26 protein-coding genes and 1 other annotated feature are annotated in these 24,337 nt (G+C 42.0%); of the genes, 7 read left to right on the forward strand and 19 right to left on the reverse strand.

Annotation, left to right across the window (positions count from 1 at the left end; all coding sequences use genetic code 11):
- Nucleotides 1–6: 6 nt before the first annotated feature.
- The 3 genes from M1J35_RS15350 to M1J35_RS15360 are packed head-to-tail and all read right to left on the reverse strand — an operon-like array spanning nucleotide 7 to nucleotide 3,750.
- Complete coding sequence (locus M1J35_RS15350) at nucleotides 7–1,113, reverse strand: Ger(x)C family spore germination protein (protein ID WP_254651655.1); 1,107 nt, start codon at nucleotides 1,111–1,113, stop codon at nucleotides 7–9.
- Nucleotides 1,110–2,219, reverse strand: coding sequence for a GerAB/ArcD/ProY family transporter (locus tag M1J35_RS15355; protein ID WP_254651656.1), 1,110 nt, complete (start codon nucleotides 2,217–2,219; stop codon nucleotides 1,110–1,112). Before M1J35_RS15355 ends, M1J35_RS15350 begins: the two co-directional genes overlap by 4 nt.
- Entirely contained in the window at nucleotides 2,203–3,750 is a 1,548-nt protein-coding gene (locus tag M1J35_RS15360) for a spore germination protein (protein WP_254651657.1), read from the reverse strand. The genes M1J35_RS15355 and M1J35_RS15360 overlap by 17 nt, the downstream gene beginning before the upstream one ends.
- A gap of 184 nt (nucleotides 3,751–3,934) precedes the next feature.
- Between M1J35_RS15360 and M1J35_RS15365 the strand changes: the two genes are divergently transcribed.
- Nucleotides 3,935–5,026 carry an AI-2E family transporter gene (locus M1J35_RS15365; protein ID WP_034758806.1) on the forward strand — a complete coding sequence of 364 codons (1,092 nt, stop codon included), beginning with the start codon at nucleotides 3,935–3,937 and terminating at the stop codon, nucleotides 5,024–5,026.
- Nucleotides 5,027–5,210: 184 nt separating this feature from the next.
- Here M1J35_RS15365 and M1J35_RS15370 read toward each other — a convergent pair whose 3' ends face one another.
- From M1J35_RS15370 to M1J35_RS15380, 3 genes are all read right to left on the reverse strand, one after another.
- Nucleotides 5,211–5,480 carry a hypothetical protein gene (locus M1J35_RS15370; RefSeq protein WP_254651658.1) on the reverse strand — a complete coding sequence of 90 codons (270 nt, stop codon included), beginning with the start codon at nucleotides 5,478–5,480 and terminating at the stop codon, nucleotides 5,211–5,213.
- 78 nt (nucleotides 5,481–5,558) lie between these two features.
- Nucleotides 5,559–6,263, reverse strand: coding sequence for a Type 1 glutamine amidotransferase-like domain-containing protein (locus M1J35_RS15375; protein ID WP_224519776.1), 705 nt, complete (start codon nucleotides 6,261–6,263; stop codon nucleotides 5,559–5,561).
- A gap of 136 nt (nucleotides 6,264–6,399) precedes the next feature.
- Complete coding sequence (locus tag M1J35_RS15380) at nucleotides 6,400–7,902, reverse strand: glycine betaine uptake BCCT transporter (RefSeq protein ID WP_371928679.1); 1,503 nt, start codon at nucleotides 7,900–7,902, stop codon at nucleotides 6,400–6,402.
- Nucleotides 7,903–8,097: 195 nt separating this feature from the next.
- On the opposite strand from M1J35_RS15380, the gene M1J35_RS22710 reads away from it, so the two are divergent.
- Nucleotides 8,098–8,223 carry a hypothetical protein gene (locus M1J35_RS22710; RefSeq protein ID WP_256503881.1) on the forward strand — a complete coding sequence of 42 codons (126 nt, stop codon included), beginning with the start codon at nucleotides 8,098–8,100 and terminating at the stop codon, nucleotides 8,221–8,223.
- Nucleotides 8,224–8,369: 146 nt separating this feature from the next.
- Here the strand turns inward: M1J35_RS22710 and M1J35_RS15385 are convergent, their stop codons facing one another.
- The 5 genes from M1J35_RS15385 to mscL form a co-directional block, all read right to left on the reverse strand.
- Nucleotides 8,370–8,528 carry a hypothetical protein gene (locus tag M1J35_RS15385; RefSeq protein WP_224519775.1) on the reverse strand — a complete coding sequence of 53 codons (159 nt, stop codon included), beginning with the start codon at nucleotides 8,526–8,528 and terminating at the stop codon, nucleotides 8,370–8,372.
- A gap of 149 nt (nucleotides 8,529–8,677) precedes the next feature.
- The gene (locus M1J35_RS15390) at nucleotides 8,678–10,198 is read right to left on the reverse strand and encodes an MDR family MFS transporter (RefSeq protein ID WP_279727004.1); all 1,521 of its coding nucleotides are present in this window, start codon (nucleotides 10,196–10,198) and stop codon (nucleotides 8,678–8,680) included.
- A 142-nt stretch (nucleotides 10,199–10,340) separates the two neighbouring features.
- The gene (gene cspD, locus M1J35_RS15395) at nucleotides 10,341–10,538 is read right to left on the reverse strand and encodes a cold-shock protein CspD (RefSeq protein ID WP_032088076.1); all 198 of its coding nucleotides are present in this window, start codon (nucleotides 10,536–10,538) and stop codon (nucleotides 10,341–10,343) included.
- A 185-nt stretch (nucleotides 10,539–10,723) separates the two neighbouring features.
- Nucleotides 10,724–11,278 (reverse strand): DinB family protein, encoded by a 555-nt coding sequence (locus tag M1J35_RS15400; protein WP_371928680.1) that lies wholly within the window; start codon nucleotides 11,276–11,278, stop codon nucleotides 10,724–10,726.
- Nucleotides 11,279–11,356: 78 nt separating this feature from the next.
- The gene (gene mscL, locus M1J35_RS15405; RefSeq protein ID WP_034758792.1) at nucleotides 11,357–11,740 is read right to left on the reverse strand and encodes a large-conductance mechanosensitive channel protein MscL; all 384 of its coding nucleotides are present in this window, start codon (nucleotides 11,738–11,740) and stop codon (nucleotides 11,357–11,359) included.
- Nucleotides 11,741–11,861: 121 nt separating this feature from the next.
- Here mscL and M1J35_RS15410 point away from each other — a divergent pair, with 121 nt between their 5' ends.
- On the forward strand, nucleotides 11,862–12,284 hold the full coding sequence (locus M1J35_RS15410) for a DUF2164 domain-containing protein (protein ID WP_254651659.1): 423 nt from the start codon (nucleotides 11,862–11,864) through the stop codon (nucleotides 12,282–12,284).
- A gap of 35 nt (nucleotides 12,285–12,319) precedes the next feature.
- On the opposite strand, the gene M1J35_RS15415 is transcribed toward M1J35_RS15410, so the two are convergent.
- Together M1J35_RS15415 and M1J35_RS15420 are read right to left on the reverse strand one after the other, a co-directional pair.
- The gene (locus M1J35_RS15415; protein WP_254651660.1) at nucleotides 12,320–12,769 is read right to left on the reverse strand and encodes a hypothetical protein; all 450 of its coding nucleotides are present in this window, start codon (nucleotides 12,767–12,769) and stop codon (nucleotides 12,320–12,322) included.
- Between the two features lie 680 nt (nucleotides 12,770–13,449).
- Nucleotides 13,450–14,067 (reverse strand): NUDIX hydrolase, encoded by a 618-nt coding sequence (locus M1J35_RS15420; RefSeq protein ID WP_254651661.1) that lies wholly within the window; start codon nucleotides 14,065–14,067, stop codon nucleotides 13,450–13,452.
- A 196-nt stretch (nucleotides 14,068–14,263) separates the two neighbouring features.
- On the opposite strand from M1J35_RS15420, the gene M1J35_RS15425 reads away from it, so the two are divergent.
- Nucleotides 14,264–14,878 (forward strand): PH domain-containing protein, encoded by a 615-nt coding sequence (locus M1J35_RS15425; protein WP_034758781.1) that lies wholly within the window; start codon nucleotides 14,264–14,266, stop codon nucleotides 14,876–14,878.
- Nucleotides 14,879–14,916: 38 nt separating this feature from the next.
- Here M1J35_RS15425 and M1J35_RS15430 read toward each other — a convergent pair whose 3' ends face one another.
- Entirely contained in the window at nucleotides 14,917–15,873 is a 957-nt protein-coding gene (locus tag M1J35_RS15430; RefSeq protein WP_254653775.1) for a cation diffusion facilitator family transporter, read from the reverse strand.
- A 184-nt stretch (nucleotides 15,874–16,057) separates the two neighbouring features.
- Between M1J35_RS15430 and M1J35_RS15435 the strand changes: the two genes are divergently transcribed.
- Together M1J35_RS15435 and M1J35_RS15440 are read left to right on the forward strand one after the other, a co-directional pair.
- Nucleotides 16,058–17,119, forward strand: coding sequence for a DUF3900 domain-containing protein (locus M1J35_RS15435; RefSeq protein WP_224519768.1), 1,062 nt, complete (start codon nucleotides 16,058–16,060; stop codon nucleotides 17,117–17,119).
- A gap of 898 nt (nucleotides 17,120–18,017) precedes the next feature.
- Entirely contained in the window at nucleotides 18,018–18,755 is a 738-nt protein-coding gene (locus tag M1J35_RS15440) for a GNAT family N-acetyltransferase (RefSeq protein WP_254651662.1), read from the forward strand.
- Between the two features lie 37 nt (nucleotides 18,756–18,792).
- On the opposite strand, the gene M1J35_RS15445 is transcribed toward M1J35_RS15440, so the two are convergent.
- Complete coding sequence (locus M1J35_RS15445) at nucleotides 18,793–19,305, reverse strand: metallophosphoesterase family protein (protein WP_254651663.1); 513 nt, start codon at nucleotides 19,303–19,305, stop codon at nucleotides 18,793–18,795.
- The gene (metG, locus tag M1J35_RS15450; RefSeq protein WP_254651664.1) at nucleotides 19,283–20,926 is read right to left on the reverse strand and encodes a methionine--tRNA ligase; all 1,644 of its coding nucleotides are present in this window, start codon (nucleotides 20,924–20,926) and stop codon (nucleotides 19,283–19,285) included. The genes M1J35_RS15445 and metG overlap by 23 nt, the downstream gene beginning before the upstream one ends.
- A gap of 57 nt (nucleotides 20,927–20,983) precedes the next feature.
- Nucleotides 20,984–21,248: a binding site (T-box leader), on the reverse strand.
- A gap of 130 nt (nucleotides 21,249–21,378) precedes the next feature.
- Between metG and M1J35_RS15455 the strand changes: the two genes are divergently transcribed.
- Nucleotides 21,379–21,975, forward strand: coding sequence for a class I SAM-dependent DNA methyltransferase (locus M1J35_RS15455; protein WP_254651665.1), 597 nt, complete (start codon nucleotides 21,379–21,381; stop codon nucleotides 21,973–21,975).
- A 51-nt stretch (nucleotides 21,976–22,026) separates the two neighbouring features.
- On the opposite strand, the gene M1J35_RS15460 is transcribed toward M1J35_RS15455, so the two are convergent.
- The 3 genes from M1J35_RS15460 to trpB form a co-directional block, all read right to left on the reverse strand.
- Nucleotides 22,027–22,182 carry a hypothetical protein gene (locus M1J35_RS15460; RefSeq protein ID WP_224519763.1) on the reverse strand — a complete coding sequence of 52 codons (156 nt, stop codon included), beginning with the start codon at nucleotides 22,180–22,182 and terminating at the stop codon, nucleotides 22,027–22,029.
- Nucleotides 22,183–22,328: 146 nt separating this feature from the next.
- Entirely contained in the window at nucleotides 22,329–23,117 is a 789-nt protein-coding gene (gene trpA / locus M1J35_RS15465) for a tryptophan synthase subunit alpha (RefSeq protein WP_254651666.1), read from the reverse strand.
- On the reverse strand, nucleotides 23,110–24,312 hold the full coding sequence (gene trpB, locus M1J35_RS15470) for a tryptophan synthase subunit beta (RefSeq protein ID WP_254651667.1): 1,203 nt from the start codon (nucleotides 24,310–24,312) through the stop codon (nucleotides 23,110–23,112). The genes trpA and trpB overlap by 8 nt, the downstream gene beginning before the upstream one ends.
- Nucleotides 24,313–24,337 lie beyond the last annotated feature (25 nt).

Consider the following 24,337-nt stretch of genomic DNA (forward strand, 5'->3'; position numbering starts at 1 on the left):
GGACCATTAGTTTATAATCCCGTGTCCTATAATATCGACTTTGATTGTCGGTACGATCGTAATCTCAGGGTAAGCTTCATCCCAATTTACTTTTTCCCAAGTTTTGGGGTGGAACGCCATCAGCTGCCTCCCGACCCCGAATAAATCCGAGTTTGCCAGTTGAATCTTCTCAATCATCCCTTCTGCATCTTCTGTCAGTTTTTTTGAAATCTCATCATTGAGTTTTTTTAATTTTTTCTTATCCGTTAATTTATCCTGGGGAAATTCAACGATTGATACTTCCATAGCTACGTCTATCCCCACCTGGATGTTATCCGGGGCATCTGAAATGATTTTGAGCTTTGACTTGGATGCTGTTACATTATACGTGATATAATTATCCACATTCAAAGGTTTATCCTTTTCTATTTTGGATACAAAACGGGCAAGTTTTGCCTTTTTGTTATCCATGATCAGGAATAATGAGGATTCCTTGAACGTTAAAGTACCGGATAATGAATGCTTATGGAAAATACCCGTACCTGCTAATATGACCTCACCATCTTTTAATTTTAAGAGAGGCAGGGCAAAATCCTTTCCTTCATCAAACATGAGTGTGCAGACCGTTTGTAAATTTTGTTTCGGAACTCCCGTGGAAGATTCAGCACTCGTAAGTAATTCAATTAAAAACTCTGATATTAGAACGTTCTTTTCGCTCAATTTAGAAAGGATGTCTCCTCCATTCCCCTCTACCACGGCAAGCTTTGAAGAAATCGAACTGTTAGGATCCCGGTAAAAAATATCCAAAAACTTATAGATATCCTCTGTGGCTAATTCTTCTCCCAATAAAAATATCCGGTTTTTAGACGGCTCAAATGCCCCGGATATCTTTCTGTCCATTGCCATCCGTGTTTCACGAATGGTCTTCCCTTCGCCTTGGACTATTGTATTCATAGGAGTTCCATTCTTGAAATCCCGGATGATGGCAGTGGCTCTGATGGTTTCATCATCCAGGAGATCAAAAGAAGATGAAAAAACAAGCCTTCCATTTTTAAGCAGCCGCTGATCCCAACAACCAGTTAAGGAAGGGAGAACAACAAGAAGTATGCTGATGATGAGCAATCGTTTTTTCATGCGTCTCCCCCTCTTTCTGCTTTCTTGAAAAGATATGAAATGCTTAATAATATAACAGGGATCACCAATATATAGAGATACGAAAGATTGATCACCATTTTATTATAGATTTCCATTTCTCCTTCTTTACCTGGAATTAATGCTATGATAAATGCCACCATACCAAATAACAAAGTATAGATGTACCGTTTCCGTTTAAACCACCGGAACGTATGTATACTCCCTTCCGTTGATAAAAAAAGATAACTTGTCAGGGAAGTGATGACATTGACGACCCAAAGAGACATGAAAACTAAGTCAATCCTCTCAACAATCTGTAAATAAAGGGATTTTACAAAGTAAAGAACCGGTTGAGGGACAATGACTATTTCTTCTGGGCTGAAGGTAATCAGGCTGACGATGGTGAGAAATGTATATGTCATTGTCACAAAGAGGTTCGCAATCGATGCTGAATACAGGACAGAACGTTCACCAGTGTGTTGAAAATATGGAAACAGAAAGAGCAGCAATTCAAACCCTAACATGGAGAAGTATGCTTCTTTTGCTCCCTTTAATATCTGAATACCACCGGATTGCCCGATTGGCAATAAGTATCTCCATTCAATGGGATAAGTGACCAGTACCACTACAGAAATCAGGAGAAGAAAAAAGATGAGACTCGATACCACTACATATACATCGCTGATCGCAGCAACCTTTTCCTTTCCCAAGTAGATTGCAGTAAAAATCAATAGAAACATGACAATCCATTTGGGCGTAAGGGGAAGCACCCACGTCTTGATGATGGCGGTCGAATACATCAATATCAATGCCGTGACCAGAACCCCGTATATGATAAAAGAAATATTGACCATAGAACCTGCCAGTTTACCCAAAAGTTGACGGGAATACTGAAAAAGGGATTTCTTTGGAAATCTCCTCCCCAATATCCAGAAGAGAACGATAAGGATCTGAACAATGAAGCCGGCAAGCAATACAGATATCCATGCATCTGACTTCGAAACTGAAAATACACTGAATGGAAGACCGAGAACCCCTACTCCGATCTGAGTCTGAATAATAAAGAAAATTAGCTGAATGGAAGTAAGGTTAGTCTGTATCTTCATTTTTTTCCCATCCCCGGGAATCCGACGTTTTCCATCTGTATACTGTTCTTAAATCCTTCGGCCGCTTTTTCATCAGCCATACAGGAAGCCGAATAAACGTATCTTTCAGTCCCTTAACATCAAAAGGGGCTACCGGGTATAAATAATGATGGCCCATCGACTTCAGATTGGACATGTGGATCAAGAGCAGCATCAGACCGATGACAATTCCAAGAACACCGAATAACGCTGCAGCAATCATAAGCGGGAACCCAAGGACCCTAACAGATGTGCTCAGCTCATTGGAAGGAATGACAAAAGAAGAAATCGCTGTGATCGCTACGACAATGACCATCGTATTCGAAACCAGATTGGCTTCTACAACAGCTGTCCCAATGACGAGACCACCCACAACCCCGATGGTTTGCGCAATCGGATTGGGAAGCCGTATCGCTGCTTCCCGCAGCAATTCCAGGGTAAGCTGCATGATTGCCGCCTCAATCAATGGTGGAAAAGGCACATATTCAAGCGAGCTTTTTATCGAAAAAATGATTTCCACAGGGATGATCTCATAATTATAAGAAATCACGGCGATATAAAATGCCGGTAAACAAAGGGTCGCAATAAAGCTGATCAACCTGATGAAACGAATAAAGGACCCAATAAAGGCGCGATTATTATAATCCTCCGACGTTTGAAAAAAGCTGAAGAAGTTTACAGGGAAAATCAGCACAGTCGGACTTCCTTCCATCACCAAGGCCACCCTCCCCTCCATCAGATTTCCCGCAACACGGTCAGGACGTTCCGTATTCAAAAACTGTGGGAATGGGGAAAACGAATTATCTTCGAGGAATTCCTCAAAATACCCTGGTGATTGTATCGAATCGGTGTCAATATAGCTGATCCGGTCCTCTATGGTCTTCACTATATCCATATCTGTCAGATCGGATAAATAAACAAGAGAATACTTCGTTTTTGTCGTCTCCCCTACACTCGAGTATTTCACGGTCAGCTTTGGACTGGAGATTCTTTCACGGATCAGATGGATATTTTCTGAAATGTTTTCACTGAACCCCTGATGAGATCCCCTGATTACCTTTTCATTAATGGGCTCATTTCGGTTAGAAGGAATCTTTGGCATACTTATGAAAGTAACCCATTCACTATCTTCTTGTAAAATGATACAGTGCCCATCTACCATTACACTAAGTGCCTCTTCTAAGTGAAGTGTTTCATTCACACTATTACTGTTTACCGTATCTTGGATCGTTCCGGCCTCTTTCTCTAAGAGGGGCTGGATGATGTATGTCTGTAAGCTTCTATTATCAATGACAGAGTCTAAAAAAAGGATGGTCATTCTTTTTGCATTAAACGTTACGTTTCTTATTTTCAGATCATCCGTATGAAAAAGACCTTCCTTAAAATAAGACACTTTCTCGTCCAAGGTGAGTGGTTCAATGATTACTTCATTTTTTTCTGAAAGGAGCTGTTTCGGCTTTCTTCTATTCTTTTTGTAAAAGGAACTCATATTCGCACCTTCAGTCAGAATCATTTTTTACTATGCTCCCCAAAGATGGTATCATTATGCATTTTCACTTGCAGTGCCAGGATGGTCCATATGTTTCAAATACTTCTTCTCAAAAATAATTTTGGATTACCTCAGATATTAGTAGGGGTTCTCCTCCTATTTTTGATATACTTAATCAGATAAACTAGTCGTAGCAGAGGTGAACAGGTTGACCAGGAAAAAAGTTTATTCGTGGAGCTTACAAATTCTTATCATTCTTACCATCATTTATGTTTCAACTAAGATTTCTTTTCTATTTGAACCGATTGTCGTATTTGCATCTACCTTATTTTTCCCGATCATCATTTCAGGATTTCTTTATTTTTTATTGAATCCATTAGTCAATCTTCTGGTGAAAGCAAGGCTGCCACGGACGATTGCGATCATCGTTCTTTACGCTGCGATCATCGGGGCATTGGTGTTGATCATTGGGAATATCGCACCTATTATTACCCGTCAGGTGACTGCGTTATTCAATGCCCTGCCGGAGTATGCAAAGCAAACGAGGAACTTCATTGAATATTTGTCTGAAACAGAGCAGTTTAAATGGATGATGAATCAGGATTATGTGTCACTGAAAGATATTGAGAATCAGCTGGTGGATTTCGCCAATACACTGCCTGATAATATCACCACTGCCTTGAAGGGATTACTCAGTGTGTTGACAAGCATCACCATTCTCATTGTTACCGTACCTTTTCTTCTGTTCTTCATGTTCAAGGACGGTCATAAATTCCCGAAGGCCATTTCAAAATTTTTGCCTCCTGCGTACCGCGAGGAAGGAATCAACACATTAAAGGATACGAGTGAAACACTTGCCGCTTACATTCAGGGTCAATTGACAGTCGCTTCATTCGTAGGGACGCTTACCTTTATCGGTTACTTGATCATCGGGTTGCCTTATGCACTCGTGATGGCACTGATCGGGGCCGTCACGAATATCATCCCATTTATCGGCCCGTTCATCGGTGCAGCACCAGCCATCATCGTGGCCTTGTTTGATTCACCGACGAAGGCGATACTTGTCGTAGTGGTGGTCACGATTGCTCAGCAAATTGAGGGAAATCTTCTTTCCCCCCTTATCCTGGGCAAGCGATTGGATACCCACCCTGCCACGATCATCATTTTATTACTCGTTGCAGGTAATTTAGCGGGAATACTCGGTATGATCTTAGCCGTACCTACCTACGCAGTATCAAAAACGATTGTATTGAATTTAGTGAAGTTCATTAAACTGAGAAGATCTTCCATACAGGAGTGAACACTGGAGACAACCGGGCTATCGCCCGGTTGTTTTTTTGCAGGAGGATATACCTTTTTTACAACGCTTTGAATATCATCCAATGAGGACTTATAGGCTCCTCTATTTCAAAGAAATCACCTGACTGTATCAGTTCACTATACAAAAAGAAGCAACCTCACAGAAGATTGCTTCTTTCAAAGTCTTATTTCTTTTTAAATAGTTTATTGGATGCACCTTGTATGGCTTTACTTGCTGTATCAACGGTTTTGCCGACCATTTTATTTCCGGTGCTGCTTACGTTTTTCACGAAGTCTGCCGATGTATCCGACACTTTCCCCACCAATCCACCTTCTCCGCTCACACTCTTGACAATCCCATTTGCTGTATCGGCTGTTTTATTCAGAAGTTCACTTGCCTGCTTTGATGTGTTCTTAACCAAATCTCCGGCCATGTTGCGCTTATCCTCTTTCATGATGATTCTCCTCCCTGGAAAAAGACTCATCACTATCCCTATGTGAAGGGACGCCGGAGTATGCCCGGTTCTTGAAAATTACATAGGATTTCCCAAATATTTGGTCGCGATTTTGAACTCTTGAATCATACCATCTTTTTTCTCAACCCGGTAAGCCGTCGCGTTTGGTCTTGAACTCACTGCTTTGGCAAGTCCTAGATCAATGAAATGTAAAGCCGCTCCATCATCAGCGGCATAGCCCGGTTTCAATTCTCCTCTCTCAATAAAAGAATGATAGAGGGGACGACGGTTTTCTTCTCCGTCATAATGAGGGGAGTGACTGCCTGCTATCAAGCCTAATCCCTCTATGGTATCTAGACCATCTCCGTATGAATCGGTGGTTCCTTCTTCGAACCAGCAAATCGATCCTGCACTCAATCCAGCCAGAATGGTTCCTGACTCCCAAGCCTTCCTCAGTATCACGTCAATTCCCCACTCTTTCCATAAGGCAAGCATACTCTTCGTATTTCCCCCTCCAACATAAATAATATCTTTTTCAAGCAGGAAACCTTCTAAGTCCCTGGTGGAGGGCTTGAATAAAGATAGATGAGAAGGTTCACTTGTCAGGGATGAAAAGGCTTTGTAAAAGCGTTCAATATACCCTTCTGCATCTCCGCTTGCCGTAGGAAGGAAACATACCTTTGGCCTGGATGCATTTGACTGATTTATGATGTACTGATCCAATAACAGGTTATCAGGTTCCATTGAGAAACCTCCACCACCCATTGCAATGATTTGTTTCATGAACAATCCCCACTCTCCATTTGGTATCTCTATTTTACCAAATGAATGATGCTTTCGGAGACCCGAATGGAAATATTTACATCCATTACACATTCACCCCCCTGTCAAGATGACAGGGGGGTGAATACCTAATTATTTAATGCCTATCTGTTTCCCTTTTATTCTTCAACCTGGTCTCTTTCTGAAAAGAAATGAGCAAGCCATATGTCATGACGAGGAGGATGATCCCGAGGGGCAGCGCGGTGATGATCGTGGCTGCCTGAAGTCCACTGATGCCTCCGGTTCCCATTATAATGGCAGCGATCGCCGCCAAGATGATTCCCCAGCTGAATTTCACAAAGAATGGAGGATTCAGACTGCCATTGGATGTTTGCATGCCCAATACGAAAGTGGCAGAATCGGCAGAGGTAACAAAGAAAGTAATGATCAGGAATAGGGAAATGATCGATAAAACCCCACTCAAAGGCATCTGATCGAACACATAAAATAATGCCGTTTCCAAACTTTGACCCGCTACATCCACTCCCTGGACAAGATCATAGTACAATCCCGTTCCTCCGAAAACCCCAAACCATAGCGAGCAAACAATGGTAGGAACGATGATGACCGCAATGATGAATTCACGGACAGTCCTTCCTTTTGACACCCTGGCAATGAATGTTCCCACAAAAGGTGTCCATGAGATCCACCATGCCCAATAAAAAATCGTCCAGTCCTTCACCCACTGGTTATTTTCCACATTAAATGGTGAAAAACGCAATCCCATACTCGGCAGGTTCTGAACATAGCTTCCAAACGTTGTCAAAAATAATTCCAGAACAAATTGTGAAGGTCCTACGATAAGGAATAAAATGAATAACAAAACCGCGAGAACCATATTGGCATTACTCAAATATTTAATTCCTTTAGATAAGCCAGTAGAAGCAGATGTAATGTAAAGGACCGTAGCAATCCCCATGATGATCAGCTGGATGCTGAAATTAATCGGTACATCCATGAGGTAGTGGAGGCCACTATTGATTTGTTGGGCTCCTATTCCAAGTGAAATGGCCACTCCAAAAATGGTGGCAAATACAGCGATAATATCCACGATGTAACCGATCGGACCTTTCGCTCTATCACCGATGACCGGATAGAGCGTGGCGCTCATCAGCCCAGGCATTCCCTTCCTGAACTTATAATAGGCCAGTGCCAGTGCCACCACGGCATATATGGCCCAGGCATGGAATCCCCAGTGAAGATATGTATACCGTAACCCGACCTTGGCTGATTCAATGGTCCCTCCTTTTCCAAACGGTGGAGTGGCATAATGTGAAACTGGTTCAGACACCCCGTAAAAAAGCAGGCCGATTCCCATTCCTGCACTGAACAGCATGGCAAACCAGGTCAATGTAGAGTATTCAGGTCTGTCCGTGTCTTTCCCCAAGCGAATCTTTCCATATTTACTCAGGGCAAAGAAGATGGCAATGATAAAAAAGAATGTGGCTGAAAATTGATAAAACCAGCCGAATTTATCAAGGAGAACCCCTTGAGTATTTGTCATGACATCGATCAGCATTTGAGGAAAAAGGACTCCCCATAAAACAAAGATCACTCCAATCGAAATCGCGATCCAAAACATTGGTGTAAATTTTTTCAACTTGCTTCCCCCCTCAATCAATTGTGTCTCTTACTTATGTAAATAATAATAAAGGCATGAACTTAGTGTTACCCTCTTTTTAAAAGAGCTAAACTAGTAAGTAACTGGAAACGGAGTCTGAAGAGAATTGTAAAAAATAATATTTCGAGTATCTTTTTTTCAAAACCGGGCAAATTAATGTAGAGGGAGGTGATCATGATGACAAACAATAATAACAAAAAGCCACAACAACAAAAAAATGAAGCTGAATTTGCTCAAGAACAAAACGCTTCTGAAAGAGCTAAAAAAGCTGCTAAACAACAAAACCAACAAAATAAATAATCTAACATAGGATCAATATCCGATACTTAAAGGGAGATCAGTCACATGACTGGTCTCTTTCCTTATGTATCGATACCTAAATTAGATTAAATCTAAAAAACCTCCCCAATTTGGGAAGGTTTATTTTTCGTTCTAAGAAGCAATTGCTACCTTTTATGTGCCCCGCTTTTTTTGAACGGTTTATAGGCGACCAATACGGCAATGACAGCTGAAGCTCCATTTATCATGGTCCCGATCATGGGAGAACCTTTATAACCGGTACCATCGTACATATAGGTGATGATCAGACCGGTTATGATACTCAATAAAAGACTTATCCCGAGGAATACTCCTATAAAAATAAAAAATTTCTTAGCATTTTTCCACAAAATCAAAACACTCCAATGCAATGTATCAATCCCTGATCTTGTACCTGATTCGCTGTTCAAAGACCAGGGATGAATGGGTATTTCTTCTATTCCTTCATTTTCTCAGAAGAAGGAGCGGTTGTCACTTCAAGTCTTGATTTCCCCATCAGGAACACAAATACTAATGCAATGCCAAGGGGTATCAATGCATAGGCAAAAGTGGTTGTGATGGAATCTGACATAGCATCCGTGATTTTAGAAAGAACAAAATTCGGGATCTTTTCACGCATTTCAGGTTCAAAAATACTTCTTGGATCCCCCTGGAAGCCCCCTCCTGCTTCCTGTCCCTTGAAGGCATCTTCAAGGTTAGAGGCAAAAAGCTTTGTTTGCAGCGTCCCATAGACTGTGATTCCGATGGTCATCCCCAGTGAACGGAAAAAGGCGTTTGTGGAGTTCGCAGACCCTCTAAACCTCGGATCAAGTTTATGGATCGTGGCGTTAGGCAGTAATGAAAAAGAAAAACCTACTCCAAAACCACTTATGACCATATAGAGCGTCAACAGCCACCTGCTCGTATCCGGCCCCATCGTCGCAAGTAATACCATACCTGTTATAAACGAAATGATGGAAACCCACATGATATTACGGTAACTTGTTTTCGTCATCCGGATGCCTGCAACCGCACTGCCAGCTACAGAGCCGAGCATCAACGGAGTCAAAATCAATCCGGCGTTCGTCGCAGATCCACCATATACAGCCTGAACAAAGATCGGGATCAATATAGTCAAGATAATGAACGCAGCCCCATATAGAAAAGCAAGGGCCTGTGCAGACGCAAACAATGGACTTTTAAACATCCAGAATGAAATAATCGGCTCGGAAGCTTTTCGTTCGATCCATAAAAAACTTATAAAGAAAAGCAGGAAGGATGCAAACAATCCAATGATTTGCCACGACTCCCAAGGAAATTCCTTTCCGCCGAATTCCAGTGCAAACATGAGACTGACAACGGCTATCACCAGGGTTATCGCTCCCCCCCAATCAATCCGTTGATCTGATCGTTGCGGGGATTCTTTATACGAGGTTGCAATAAAAAAGAGCGACAAGAGACCGATTGGTACATTGACGTAGAAGATCCAATGCCAACTTAAATGATCCGTTAAAAACGCCCCAATCAGGGGACCGAATACTGAAGCGGATCCAAATACTGCACCAAGGAGCCCTGTCATCTTCCCACGTTTTTCAGGTGGGAATAAATCAAACACAATGGTAAAGGCGATTGGAAGCAAAGCTCCACCACCAATTCCTTGGATGGCCCGGAATATACTTAACTGGACGATATCCTGTGCAATCCCACACAGGGCAGAACCAATCAAAAAAATAGAAAGACCGAATATGTAAAATCTCTTTCTCCCGTACATGTCAGACAGCTTACCGAAAATCGGCATTCCCGCCATGACCGCTACCATGTAGGCGCTTGTCACCCATACAAATTTGTCCAGTCCACCCAGATCTGACACGATGGATCCCAATGCCGTTGCTACGATGGTGTTATCCATGGCTGACATGAGTATACCTAACAATAAGCCGGCAAGTGCCAGTTTCATATTACTTTCTTTAGCCACCAACGCGATCATCCTCCATAAACAATGTAATACAGTCTATTTCATTATAGAACTTTCTACCTGATTGTCCACATCGACTTCTCTATAGAGCGAAAAAAGCAGGGTACGTCAGCTGACGTACCCTGCTTGGAATTATACGATTGAATTACTTTTGAACGTTTGCCGCTTGTGGTCCACGAGCGCCTTCAACGATTTCAAATGTAACGTCTTGACCTTCTTCTAATGATTTGTATCCTTCACCTTGGATAGCGGAGAAGTGAACAAAAACATCGTCTTGACCTTCAACTTCGATGAAACCGAAACCTTTTTCAGCGTTAAACCATTTAACTTTACCTTGTAACATAAAACATGTACCTCCTAGTGCAGTTGCACGTAAAAATATTTATATTCCTGCTCTGATTAAAATTCAAGACGAATGCTTTTCAATCATGTAGATTAATCGAACAAAAATAATTATCTTTACTATAACAGATTCCCCTTCAAAACTCAAGAAAGGAATGGGTCTTATTGTAAAAAATATAGTCTAACCTACTCTACTGTCGTAGGTTGATTTTCTTTTACATATAACTTTTTAATCATTCTTATTTGACCTCTATGATTGATTTCGTCTTCAAAAACGTGAAACCATTTAAAGAAGTTATTCCCTTTTTCCCCGTACCACCAATCTGTTTCTTCATAAAGCCATGCTTCGTCCAGTTTTTTAAATTGCTCGATTGTGGCCTTTCTTGTACGTTGAAGGTTTTCCAGGTAGTATTCCACAGAATTCCCTTTAATCCTTTCGGCTGCCTTGCTGCCTAAACTTAATGCCGGTTCCAATTCCGTCGCATATGCTTCAATTTCATCATCCGTCAATTGTTCGAATGTCAATGCCTGATAAATCTTTTCTACTGCATCAAAATGAGCAAGCAACATCCCAATGGAATTCGCTTCATCATGACAACGGTAATCAAGCACTTCAACCGGCAAATTTTCCACTTCCTGAATGGAAGTCAATCTTGCATAGTCCATCATGGAAAGAAGGAGCGAATAGTCTTTTTTCATTCCGTTTTTTTCTTTGATCAAGTAGATTGAGTTCATTTCCATTTAAAGTCCCCCTCACAGTCTTCTCTTACTATATTGGCTACTGTAGGGAAATCCCCTCTATTTTTATCCAATCTACTTTCAAGATGGTCGATTTGGCGATTCCTTTAATACATCACGTATTTCCCTGAGCAGTTCTTCCTTCTGGTCGATTTTCACTTCCGCTTTCACTTCTTCTTTACGCTCGATTTTCTTATACAGTCGAACCATGACGAATATGACAAATGCGATGAGAAAAAAATCTACTACGTTTTGAATGAATACCCCATATGTAATGACCGCCTCCCCGACCGTAACCTTTAATTCGGTAAAACTGATTCCTCCAAGCAAAATACCAAGTAGGGGCATGATGATGTCGTCTACCAGTGATTTCACAATCTTACCAAAGGCGGCACCGATGATGACCGCCACTGCTAAATCGATCACATTCCCTTTTACGGCAAACTTCTTAAATTCCTGCCACATGCTCATTCTCCTTTATCTCTTAACTTCACAGCTGAATCCCTGCCATGTACGGATTAGTTTACCACAATCATACAAATTCATAGTGTCTTACTATTTTTTCTACTGAACAAATGCATTCATAATGATTTATTTATGTTTCGTCACACTGACCGCTGATTTCTTCCAACTACTACTTTGGTTACCATACTATAAGCTGACCAAGGTTCATGAAGAAGAAACGATGGCTCTCTTTCATGTCCGTTATAGGAACTCTTATGTTACGATGGAAGAAACAAAAACTGGAGGGGTACTCATGATGTTTACAAAGATACCTAAAGAGCAAAAGGATGAGATGATTGGGAGGATCCAACGTTTTCACTATGAACAAACAGGGGATGAAATTGGGGATTTAGGAGCTGAAAATTGGTTTGACTTCTTTATGAAAGAAATCGGTCCCTTCTTATATAATAAGGGAGTGATGGATTCCAAAGATGTATTGATGGATAAAATGCTTCTACTCGAAGACGATCTTTATGCATTGAAAAGACCAGTGAATCCTAAATAAGCTGCATACATAAAAAAGGAGAGGGATGAATCTCCCTACTCCTTTTCTATATCATGAAGAACCTTGTCATCAATTCGGCCATTATCATTTACGATTTCGATGGTGACAGATTCTTTATCTTCATCTTTAATCTCGCTTATGACTTTATCGATCTCTTTAATCTTTTTTATTTCAACTGTTTTTTCTACTTTATACTCTTTAGGATCCTCCCCCTCTTTATGGCTCTTCAGCTCTTCATCCGTATAGATCAAGTCGGTTCCCAGCGCATTTTTGATCGTTTTACCCTGCAGGAAAAAACGTGCTCGAAAAGGCGTTTCCGGTTCTAACGCTTCATCCGTTAACACTCCGGAAAATGTAAGTGTTTCAGCTTCTTCATTTATCTTTACACTACCATTAACGACCATGTCCGCTGCATTTCGATTACATCCGCTTAACAGAATAGTAATCAATAGACCAGCTATCATGACTCTTTGTGACGCTTTCACTAGTTGTCCCCCTTATATGTATGTGCACTTATATCTTACCAAAAGACCAATAAAATACACCAGGAACATTTTATTGTCTTTTGCCGGGAAGTGTGTGAAAACGGGATTAAGGACAGGAAAAAAAGACGCGGATTGGTGGGATTGTTTTTGGGGATTTCATGTTCACCTTCAAGGGAGCATGATCAGAAAAGAATAAGAAGGTGGCTGGATCAACGGCCTCCATGTAATTTCTACATTACATGGGGTTGGATTGCTTATGTCGCACTTCTGTTTGCAAACCTTACATTCCTGATTTGATCGTACCACCAGTGTAAGCGGCCCAATGACAAAAAATGTGGCATGCACAAATCGGCGATAATTTCCACGGACTATTTTTTGAGATGCTTATTACATACTGCTTTCAGGATAAATAATTTTTCCTGTACGCTTAACATCCTCCAACATTTAGCACGAATGATCATAATGATTCCCCTCTCCTTTATCTAAGTCTTTCTGTTACTTCTCTTTACCTCCTCCTAACCTTTTACAAACCATTCAATTTGCTACATATTGACATACAAAAATACTTTCTCCGACAGATTGTTCTATCGAAAAAAGTATAAAAACGAAACGCATGTCAATCCGTACAGGTAAATGTAGAATTTCTTTTGATTTTTTTTGTTTTAAATAAATAAAACGGACTATGAAATAAGTTTTATAAAGTGATGGAGTACGCGGGCGGTGAGGCCCCAGATGACTTTGTCTTGGTAGTAGTAGAAATGTTCTTTCATGTTCCTTGCCTGCCAGTCGTAGTTTTCCCCACCTGGTATTTGATTGTATGGGAAGCTCTCCTCCGGTTCCATTTTAAATTTGATATTATACAATTCCGGTTCTTTTTCACGCATGTAAGAGAGCGGGGTTGTGAAAATCTCTTCCACCTCGGCAGCATTCGGTCGCAACTCGTCCAATGGTATATTCAGCTTCCCAACAAAGGGATAGATGATCGTCCCAAATGGGGATACGATATAGTCGAGGGGATAAATATCCGAGATGACATGTTCTTGTATGCCCAATTCCTCTGTCGTCTCCCTTATAGCAGCTGCCTTCTCATCAGAGTCACTACGGTCGATTCTACCACCCGGAAAGCAGATTTCCCCCGGTTGTCTCCGCATATTCAATGATCGGACTTCAAAGAGAACATGAATCTCACCTTTCACTTCAATCAAAGGAAGTAGAATAGCATATTCGGAAAATGTTTCACTCCCCAACACTTTAGGCGTTCTATCCTTGAAACGCATCAGCAGATCGTTCACGTCCATTCTATTCCCCCCTTTACGATAATCTATTCTATGATTTTCTTTATTATAGTATGAACGGAATGCTACACCCAAACCATAAGCGCTCAAATTAAACTCTTCCATATATTCCCTTACGTTCTATGAATCTATGATATACTAATGAAGTCTTATCTCATGGTAAGAAAGAAAACAATCAAAATCGAAAGGATTTGAACGCATGTTTGGAAAAGTTGCTTCAGACGTATTAGGTTTAAGTGATATCGGCACAGTCATAAAGCCTCAGGATTACGACAAAGCCGATTCAGATGATTACATTATGCATGAAGATGGAGAGAAGATTTACTTCCTGATCAAATCCAAATCCGATGAATACTGCTTTACAAACAAAGCTCTCATCCACCTGGATGGAACGAGTGCAGCAAGCAAGAAGCGGGTGCTCCGCCGCTTGGATTATTACAAATATAACCTTTCGAATGTCCTTCTCGAAACAGCGGGAACAGTAGATCTTGATGTCGAAATAAAGTTTAAGATCGGTTCTGAAATCTACTCCATCGATGTTCATAAAAAACATTTAACAGAAGTGAAAGATCTCTATAAGTCCCTTATAAAAATTGGTGAAATCACCAATGACAATAGCATTTATTCCGGCTTTGCCAATGAAAGTCTTCAATTGGCATCCTCAACTTTGGGACAAGTAAAGACTGATGAAGTAAATGTTGTTGAGCAGTTTAAAGAGGTCAATCAATATGCCTTCAATTGGCTTTCGGACAAGAAAAAAGAATTGACCCTTAAAGATTTTGGGTTTGTATTTGAAAAATTCATTCAAAATTAATCTGCATCATCCGGCTGACATCATCAGCCGGATGATCATTACGGCATTTCGGGCATACCAGTCCCTTTCCACTCCTGAATCCCATTGTCCTCTATGATTCCCAATGTTACATCCGCAATATCGGGATCTGCTATTAATTGATCCTGTATGACAAACTTAATGTCATCCGCTTCTGACAGGGGTAATCCCTTTTTCAATTCAAGATATGATTCAACATGGTAATAGCGGCCTTCCTGAGTGATCCTCATCTTAAAGATATCAATGACTGCTTCATGTTCAAAGATGGCAGCAGCAATCCGGTCCTCCACTTCCTTTGGAGCAGCAACCCCTATCAGACCCACCATATTGTCATATCCGACCCTGAAGGCAACCCCCACCATCAGGAATCCGATCATGATGGTCACAATCCCATCCAATAGTTGAAACGGGGAGAAATATGAAACAAGGACCGCTATCAAAGCAAGAATGGCACCTGATACAGCCACTAAGTCTTCATAAAACACAAGTCTTGTTGGGGGCGCTGCCCGTTTTACATGCTTGAACGCACCTGTTACAATTCCGGCTCCCCTGCTTTCCACGCGGGCTTCCTGACTGATTTCCTTCATCACTTTAAAGAGGATCGTACCATCAATGAGGATGTTCAGGAGTAATACGGAAACATTTATCCATATCCCCTTCACTTCAGCGGGATGTTTAAGTAGATGAAACCCCTCACGAATCGTTTCATAAGCCATAACCGAAACGACGATGACCGCAATCATACAAAATAGATTGATGACACGTCCAAAACCTGTCGGGAACTTTTCCGTCGGCTTTTTCTCTGAAAGAACACTGCCAATAAACACAAATCCTTGATTGACGGCATCGGCTAACGAGTGCATGGCTGAGGCAAACATTGCCCCGCTCCCACTGATAAAGAATGCCGCCCCTTTTGCGACTGCAAGGATCCCATTTCCCACCATTGCAAAGAATGAAGATTTATTTCCTTTTTTCATTAATGTGAAAAATGATTCATTACTCACCAAGCTCACCACCTTACGTTTTATCAAGCTACTAGATAGTATCTCTCAAACCTCCCCTTTCATAAGTCGATTGACGAACCTTTTGTGCTTTTCTATACTGTAACAAGAAATGTGAAATCATAAGAATTCGAATCTAATCAGGTCAGGAGAACAAATCATGGATTTTACCATACAACATCTTTCCTTTTATTTAATCCAGGTAGAAGGAAAAGGCGAAGAAGCAGATAAACGACATAAGCACTTTCAAACATTGACAGGTGATGAGTATGAGGAAAGCCCCCTCAAAAGCTTCCTGGACGGCGAACTAACTAAGATCGTCAAGCGCAAGGTGGACAGGCACTCCAAGTCAGATTCCGCTCCCACCAAAATTGGCCGATTTGTTGTAGAACCAGGTCATGAACTTACATCGAATCCAAACTACAATTTATTTCATCGAACCCGTTATGCTGAAAGTAAAGAAGATTTTCGTGAAGCATGTGATCAGATTGTCCAAATGTACATAGAAGCCAGCGCTATCCGGGGCGGAGCGTTTTTAGTGGCCACCGCAAAGCTCACCAAATTTTTTGATGATCCCTTTTTATTCCTCATGAAATGTGATTTCGAACCAAAGGTTGCCACCATTACGGATGAAGCCACCCTGATACATAATGTAGAAATGGCGATCACAACGAAAAATATGAAATCCATCCAATATCCGTATATGCCCGAGGAAGGCATGATGGATTCAGCCGAAATCAAGATCCATCAAGCATCACATGCGAGATACTTTGAAGATTTCCTGAAATGGGTGGAATATGAAAAGTCCATGCCTGAAATCGTCAAATCCCAAGTATACGGCATGGTAAAGGAACATATTTCTGAAACCTATGCGGAAGAAAGTGACGAACGGGTCGAATTTGAAGAAGCCGTGGAAGAATGGGCCATCAGCCCAAAGCGTGAACTGCAGGAACGATTCACGACGGAACAGGTAGTGGAAGCCACTTCCCAAATTGTCGAACAATCTCCTGAAGTGGAACTGAAAGTGAAGCTTGATCATGTTTCAGTAAAAGCCCTTCTCTCGGATTTCGGAGACAGCATTCACTTGGCGAAAGTAAACGGTCGATACGTCCTGATGATTGAAAGCGAGTCCGTCATGTTTGAAAAAGGATTTTCCCCATTGGAATTTTTGAAGCCGGATGAACTCCATGAGGTCATTCAACGGATACAGGATAAGGAATGAGATGGAGAGACTGTGACATATCTAAATCTCCTTCACTAAAGACGAACACTCAAAAAATTATGTAGGATCACTTATTACACCGCTTTTGATTTCCGTGCAAGACTTCGCTTTTCTCGGGCGGAAGGCAAGCCTCCTCGTCGCTTCGCTCCTGCGGGGTCTTACCTATTCCGCTTTTCCCGTAGGAGTCTTCGTCTTGCACTACAATCAAAAGCTAGATCCTGCTCTCTACAGTGTATAAGCTTTAGCAAAAATTTTAAAAGTCCCGTTTTACCATGTTTGTTATTCATACAAAGACTTATAGTTTTCCGTTGTTCGATCATTCGGAGCATATGAGTCATTCACAGCAGGTAAGAAAGAGTATTTGTATAAGTAACGGTAATTGATCATTGGTACTAATAGAATCAGAGTTGGTGTATGCAATGGGGGACTCTACCATGTAATAGTGAAACACTTACGCTTGGAAAGTTGATTGGAGCGGAAGTTGCTCGACTCCTGCGGGAAACGCTGGACAGGTGAGACCCCGCAGGGCTTTAGCCTGAGGAGGCTCACCGCCAGCCCCGCGGAAAGCGAGCAACTGGAGCGGAAATCAACCACTACTCACTACATCCAAAACCAACAGTATTTACGTAACAAGCTAAATGATAAATCCGAACGATTGCAAATGATCGTTCGGATTTTTTTTTAACTAAACTCTTTTGTCCCAACTTCTTTTTTCAATGAAATAACAAAATTTTCTTGTATAAATAATGCTCATAAAATAAAATCAAGTAAGAAAATTCTTTCTCTTTCGGGAAAAGGGGGATAACGTTTGCTTACTTCTACACAACTTCAAGATATAAAGGATCTCCAGAATGTCTGCGAGGATTTTGAAGGGATAAATTTAAAATTGAACTGGGAAATGCTAAAAAAAAGAAAGAACGATCAAGATGATTTCCTTCTTTATAAGGAGGGCCGTCTGGTCGGATTTTTAGGAATATACGGTTTTGGTGATTCCTACGAAATATGTGGGATGATCCATCCTCATTTCCGTCGTCAGCACCTGTTCCAAGAACTGTTTCAAAAAGCACTGCACTCTTTAAAATCCCGTCCGGTCAACACGCTCTTACTTAATATTCCGGGATCTTCGACGTCTGGAAAAGGGTTTATTACACATACGGACGCTGTCTATGATTTCACGGAATATGAAATGAAATGGAATAAAAAAGAGTTGCTCATAGATTCTGATTCTGTCGAGATCAAAACAGCGGATGAACAAGATATCGGAACCATCATCGACCTTGATGAAACCTGTTTCGGGGTTGTCAGAAGTGATGCTGAATCCTATACCAAGAGGCTGTTTGAAGAGTCAAGGGAAGGAAATCTTATGATCATCCACGATGAAAAAGTGGTCGGTAAGATAAGGGTTCAACGTGCGGACCAAAAAAGTTTCATTTACGGGTTTGCGGTCTTCCCATCTTTTCAGGGAAAGGGAATCGGCAGAAAAGCATTGTCACAGGTCGTGATGCAGGAATCCAAATGGACCGATGATATATACCTTGATGTGGCTGCAGCGAACAGCAAGGCACTGAATCTTTATGAATCAAGTGGTTTTCAAACCTTTTATAGTCAAGAGTATTATCAATATCCCATTAAATAATGAAGAAAGCACAGTTCAGCCACTGTGCTTTTTCTTTTTATTTATAAAATATGTGCTCGATCTTCCAGGTATCTCCGATTGTCAATACACCGTGGGAATAATATGGTAGCTTCCGTTTATCAGTGGGAGAGCCTGGGTTGAATAAGAGGACTCCTTTCATAAAGCGGGAATAGGGTATGTGGGAGTGACCGAAGATGATTACATCCACATCCACATCTTCAAAGGCCTCCAGTGCCCTTTTTTCAGTGGTCTTCCCCATTCCGTCCCCATGTGTTATCCCGATCTTCATGCCCCTTCTTTCTATGATCCTTCTTTTCGGGAGTAGGGATTGAAGTTCTGGGTCATCGACATTGCCAGCAACGGCAATCAATTCCCCGTACCCCATGAATTCCATATATACATCATGGGTCCCGAAATCTCCTCCATGAATGATGAGATCACTCTCCATAAGATCTTTCTGTAGGAGAGGAGGGAGTCCCCTTCCTTTTCTCGGCAGATGGGTGTCTGAAACAATGACGACTTTCATTTCATTCTCCTTTGGATTTTCCATTCAGCTTTTCCCTTTCTTTATCGATCCATTTCAAATCAATCCGGTTGAACAAGGGTAAAGCATTTTCTATTGTCAGCTTTAAGGGGAGGGATACACTTTCCCAAAGCGGTTGGTGGGTCATCCCCAACTGCTCCGCGACCTTTGAAGCTGTAAAAGGTAGAAAAGGCTCGAGAATACTTCTAAGATTACTTATGAAATAAATGAATTCTTCAAGTACCATTTTCCCTTCTTCCCTGTTTTCGTTCACTATTACCCATGGCTTCTGTTCATCAAAACGTTTATTACACCACCTGATGAATTCAAATACTTCCTCAAGCCCCTGTCTCGTACTTCCTGATTCAATCCAGTGACCGACGGATGAGAATACCTCATCCACTTTTTGTTGGGCCCTCTCATCTACTTTGGTTACAATCAGGTTGTCACCGAATTCTTTCTTATAGAATTTCACGGTGCGTTGTACAAGATTTCCGAAAGCACCGAGAAGTTCACTGTTATGGCTATAAATAAATTCTCTCCATGAAAAGTCTGCGTCCCTCTTTTCAGGTGCATTGATCGTCAGAAAATAACGAATCGTATCAGGATGGTAATCACTAAGAAGATCCTTTACCCAGACAGCCCAATTCTGGCTCGTCGATATTTTCCTTTTCTCCAATGTCAGATACTCATTTGAGACAATGTGACCCGGTAAATGGGTTTCTTCATTCATCCCCAGAAGGACGGCTGGCCAGATGATCGTATGAAATGGAATATTATCTTTTCCATGTACATAATAAGAGAGTGTATCTTTAGCCCAAAACTCTTTCAGGCTTTCATTCCCCTCTCCGGCCCATTTCTTTGATGCACTCAAATATCCACACACCGCTTCGATCCACACATAAATCTTCTTATCTCGGAATCCCTCAATCGGAACCTCCACCCCATTTTCCAAATCTCTTGTAACCGGGCGGTCCTTCAATCCTTCTTTAAGGTAGCGCCTTGTAAGCTGGACGGCATTATCCCTCCACTTTCCTTTCTGTTCCTTTATCAGCCTCTCTAATGGTTGCTGGAATTTAGAAAGGGCAAAGTATAAATGGGTGGTCGTTTTCAGGACCGGTTCCTCACCGCAAATTTTACAAATTCCATTCAATAAGTCTGTTGGATCCAGTACGGTCGAACAATGATCGCATTGATCTCCCCTCGCCTTCGCACCGCAAACTGGACAGGTTCCCTCTACGAACCGGTCTGGCAGGAAACGCTGATCGTTTAAACAGTATACTTGCTCAACTTCTTTTTCATACAGCCACCCCTGTTCATGGAGGGTGGTAAAGATTCTTTGTACCTCCTGATGATGATACGGATGGTCCGTCCTTGTGTACTCATCATAGCTGAATCCCAGTGATTGAAAGGAGCGGACAAACTCCTCATGGTAGCGATCTGCCACTTCTTCAACCTTTATCCCTTCCTGTCCCGCCCGTATCCCGATCGGGGTGCCATTGCAGTCGCTTCCCGAAACATACAGAACCCTTTCCCCTTTCAAACGGTAATAACGGGCAATGATATCACCCGGCAGCAATGCAGCGATGTGTCCCAAATGCAGGGAGCCATTGGCGTATGGCCAAGCCCCTCCTATAAAAACAGTCATAGTGTTTTCCTCCTCGATATAATTAAAAACCCCTCGTCCTGCGGATATCGAAAGACATCCAAGGACGAGGGGTTAAGCTCGTGGTACCACCTTAGTTTATAGCTTGCTCACGCAAGACTACCTCAACAAGTACGGAGCAAGATAAGCCCTTATACCGTGGCAGTGATAACGGACGCCCACCCCCGTTCTACCCTACACCCCATTGGTTCGAGTAGAATGCTCCGAGACCATTTTCCATAGGTAATCTCCCTGCTTCTTTTCAGCTTCCGAAGCTCTCTGATAAGGGGCTTTCACTATGTACTCTTCTCATCAACGCAAATTAGATTTGATTATATTATGCCACTTTTTCAAAAAATTGCAACATTCCAATCAAGGTTTTACTTCACAGGTTTTGTGGAAAATTGAAAGGTAGAACTTTCATTTTAAAATATAGGAAACGAGGTGATGCCCTGTTGTTTACGTTACAGAAACAATTTAAGCGGCCGAAAGGAATCCTGGGCTGGGTTGTGGGGAAAGTAATGGAGTTTGATAATCGGAAGATCAACAATTGGTCCATCAAACAACTGTCCATCGAAAATGGCGATCGCGTTCTTGAAATCGGATATGGGCCGGGATATTGTATTAAGCGCATTTCCACTCGATTCCCTGATACCTTTGTGGACGGGGTCGATCTTTCCGAAACAATGAAAGATGCGGCTGAAAACAAGAATCAAAAAGCTATAGAGAAAGGCAGGGTTCGCCTGTTTGTTCAGGATATCAGTCAATTCGAGTTAAACGATGCTCAGTACGATCGAATCTTTTCCGTTAATAATTACCCATTATGGAATGATCAGAAGCAGGCACTCAGCCATTTATACAAGATGCTTAAAACCGGTGGCACCCTCCTCATTACCGTTCAGCCCCGGGGAGATGAAGAGCGGGACAGCAAAGCTCGACGCTATGGTGAAGAAATATCACAGGCTCTAAAGGAAACCGGCTTTAAAAATATTTCTTTATCTTATAAAGATGTAAGCCCTGCACTGACTGTCTCCATAAAAGGTGTAAAATAATTCATCTTGTCAAGGAAAAAGCCGACCCTATAAGGATCGGCTGTAGATCTATTACTCCTCGGTGTTGCTCTCGTCTGTATTACTTTCTTCATCCATGTTTTCTTCTGTTCCTGTGTCATCTTCTGAGTCGCTGCTGCATCCGGCTGCAAAAGTTACGACTGATAGTGCTGTCATGAACATTAACAACCACTTTTTCATACTTTTCATTTTAATAGCCTCCTAGTAAGATGCTTTGTTCAACTACATCTCTATCATACTGATTTTTCAGAGTATTAGAAGACTATTTACCTTTATTTAACATTCATTTAGAGTCTGTTCATCAAATTCTATATATCTTTACAAAAGGAACGGTTTCACAGGTGAAGAATCCCCTTCGAAGCCCCGATTAATTCCTTGATTTCATCAAATGAGCCTTGCTGAATAAGGTCGATTATCTTACTTCCAACCACAACCCCATCACAGCTTTCACTCATGCTGCGTACGTGATCGGGGCTCGATATCCCGAAACCTGCAAGAACCGGAACCGGACTATTGTTTTTAAGCTTGTTTAAGTGAGTGGAGATGTTCTCAGCAAACCCCTCTCTTGTTCCTGTGATTCCATTAATCGTGACAGCATAGAGGAAGCCCTCTGTCACAGAGGCTAAATCCTTCACTCTCTCCAAAGGGCTGGTGAGGGTTGCCAATTGGATGATGGCTATTTCTTTTTCCTTCGAGGGCTGCTTAACCAAATCGTAATGCTCCAGGGGCAGATCAGGAATGATCACCCCGTCCACACCCGCTACTTTACAATCTTCGAAGAAGCGTTCTACACCATATTTGTAAATCGGATTGATATAGGTCATAAAAATCAGTGGGATCCCAATCTCTTCTCTTCTTTCAGTCAATATATCGAACACCCTTCGAAGTGTGGTTCCCTTCTCCAATGCTCGTTTACCCGCTTCTTGAATCGTCGGTCCATCCGCAACGGGATCAGAGAATGGGATACCGACTTCTATGGCCGTCGCCCCGGCTTCTTCAAGTTTCTTTAAAGTTGTGATCAATGTGTCTATACCACCGTCTCCCGCCATTATATAGGGAATGAACAGCTTGTTCCCACGCTTTAATTCGGATTCAAGGCTGCTTTCCAGAAAGATTTTACCCATGCTGACTACCTCCCAGTATCTCTTTTACTTGTTCAACATCTTTATCCCCTCTACCTGATAGACAAATGACGATTGATTGGTCCTTTGTCATGCCTTCAGCAAGCTTCACCGCGTAGGCAACGGCATGGGAGCTTTCGAGTGCAGGAATGATCCCTTCCGTCTGTGATAATTGTTTGAATGCTTTCAGGGCTTCGCTGTCAGATATAGATGCATAACGGACTCTGTCAATTTCCTTTAAATAGCTATGCTCAGGTCCTACACCAGGGTAGTCAAGCCCTGCTGAAATGGAATGGGCTTCCTGTACCTGTCCTTCTTCATTCTGAAGGAGATACATCATGCTTCCATGAAGGATTCCGACAGATCCTTTTGTTAATGTGGCGGCATGCTTCTTTGTTTCAATACCGCTTCCGGCTGCCTCGACACCGTATAAGTCCACTTCTTTGTCTTCAATAAACGGGTGGAACATTCCAATGGCATTGCTTCCTCCCCCGACACATGCCACGATGGCATTTGGAAGACATTTTTCTTTTTCAAAGAATTGTTTTTTCGTTTCTTTTCCAATGATACTTTGGAAGTCCCGGACCATCTTCGGAAATGGGTGTGGACCTAAAACGGACCCCATTATATAGTGAGTGTCTTCAACATTGGCTACCCAGTAACGCAGCGCTTCATTCACGGCATCCTTCAATGTGGAACTTCCCTGGGTGACGCTGATTACCTTTGCACCCAGCAACTCCATTCTGAATACATTCAGCTTCTGCCTGCGGATATCTTCCGCACCCATGAAAATGACACAATCAAGGTTTAATAGGGCACATACGGTGGCGGTTGCGACCCCATGTTGACCTGCTCCCGTTTCTGCTACGACTTTTCTTTTCCCCATCCGTTCAGCGAGGAGGGCCTGACCGATCGTGTTGTTGATTTTATGGGCACCTGTGTGATTCAGATCTTCCCGCTTCAAATAGATTTTGGCTCCCCCTATCTGCCTGCTGAGATTTTCTGCAAAGTAGAGAGGATTCTCCCTTCCTACATAGTCCTTCAAGTAACTTTGCAGCCTTTCTTGAAAACGTACATCATTGATTGCTTCATCGTAAGCGGACTCGAGTTCCTGAACGGCTTTCATCAATGACTCTGGAACGAACCTTCCACCGAATTGACCGAATAGGCCTTTTTGATCTGGTTGTGTATATAACATTCTTCTTCCTCCATTCACTGTTTTC

It is taken from the genome of Rossellomorea sp. KS-H15a (assembly GCF_024195245.1).
GTDB classification, from domain to species: domain Bacteria; phylum Bacillota; class Bacilli; order Bacillales; family Bacillaceae_B; genus Rossellomorea; species Rossellomorea vietnamensis.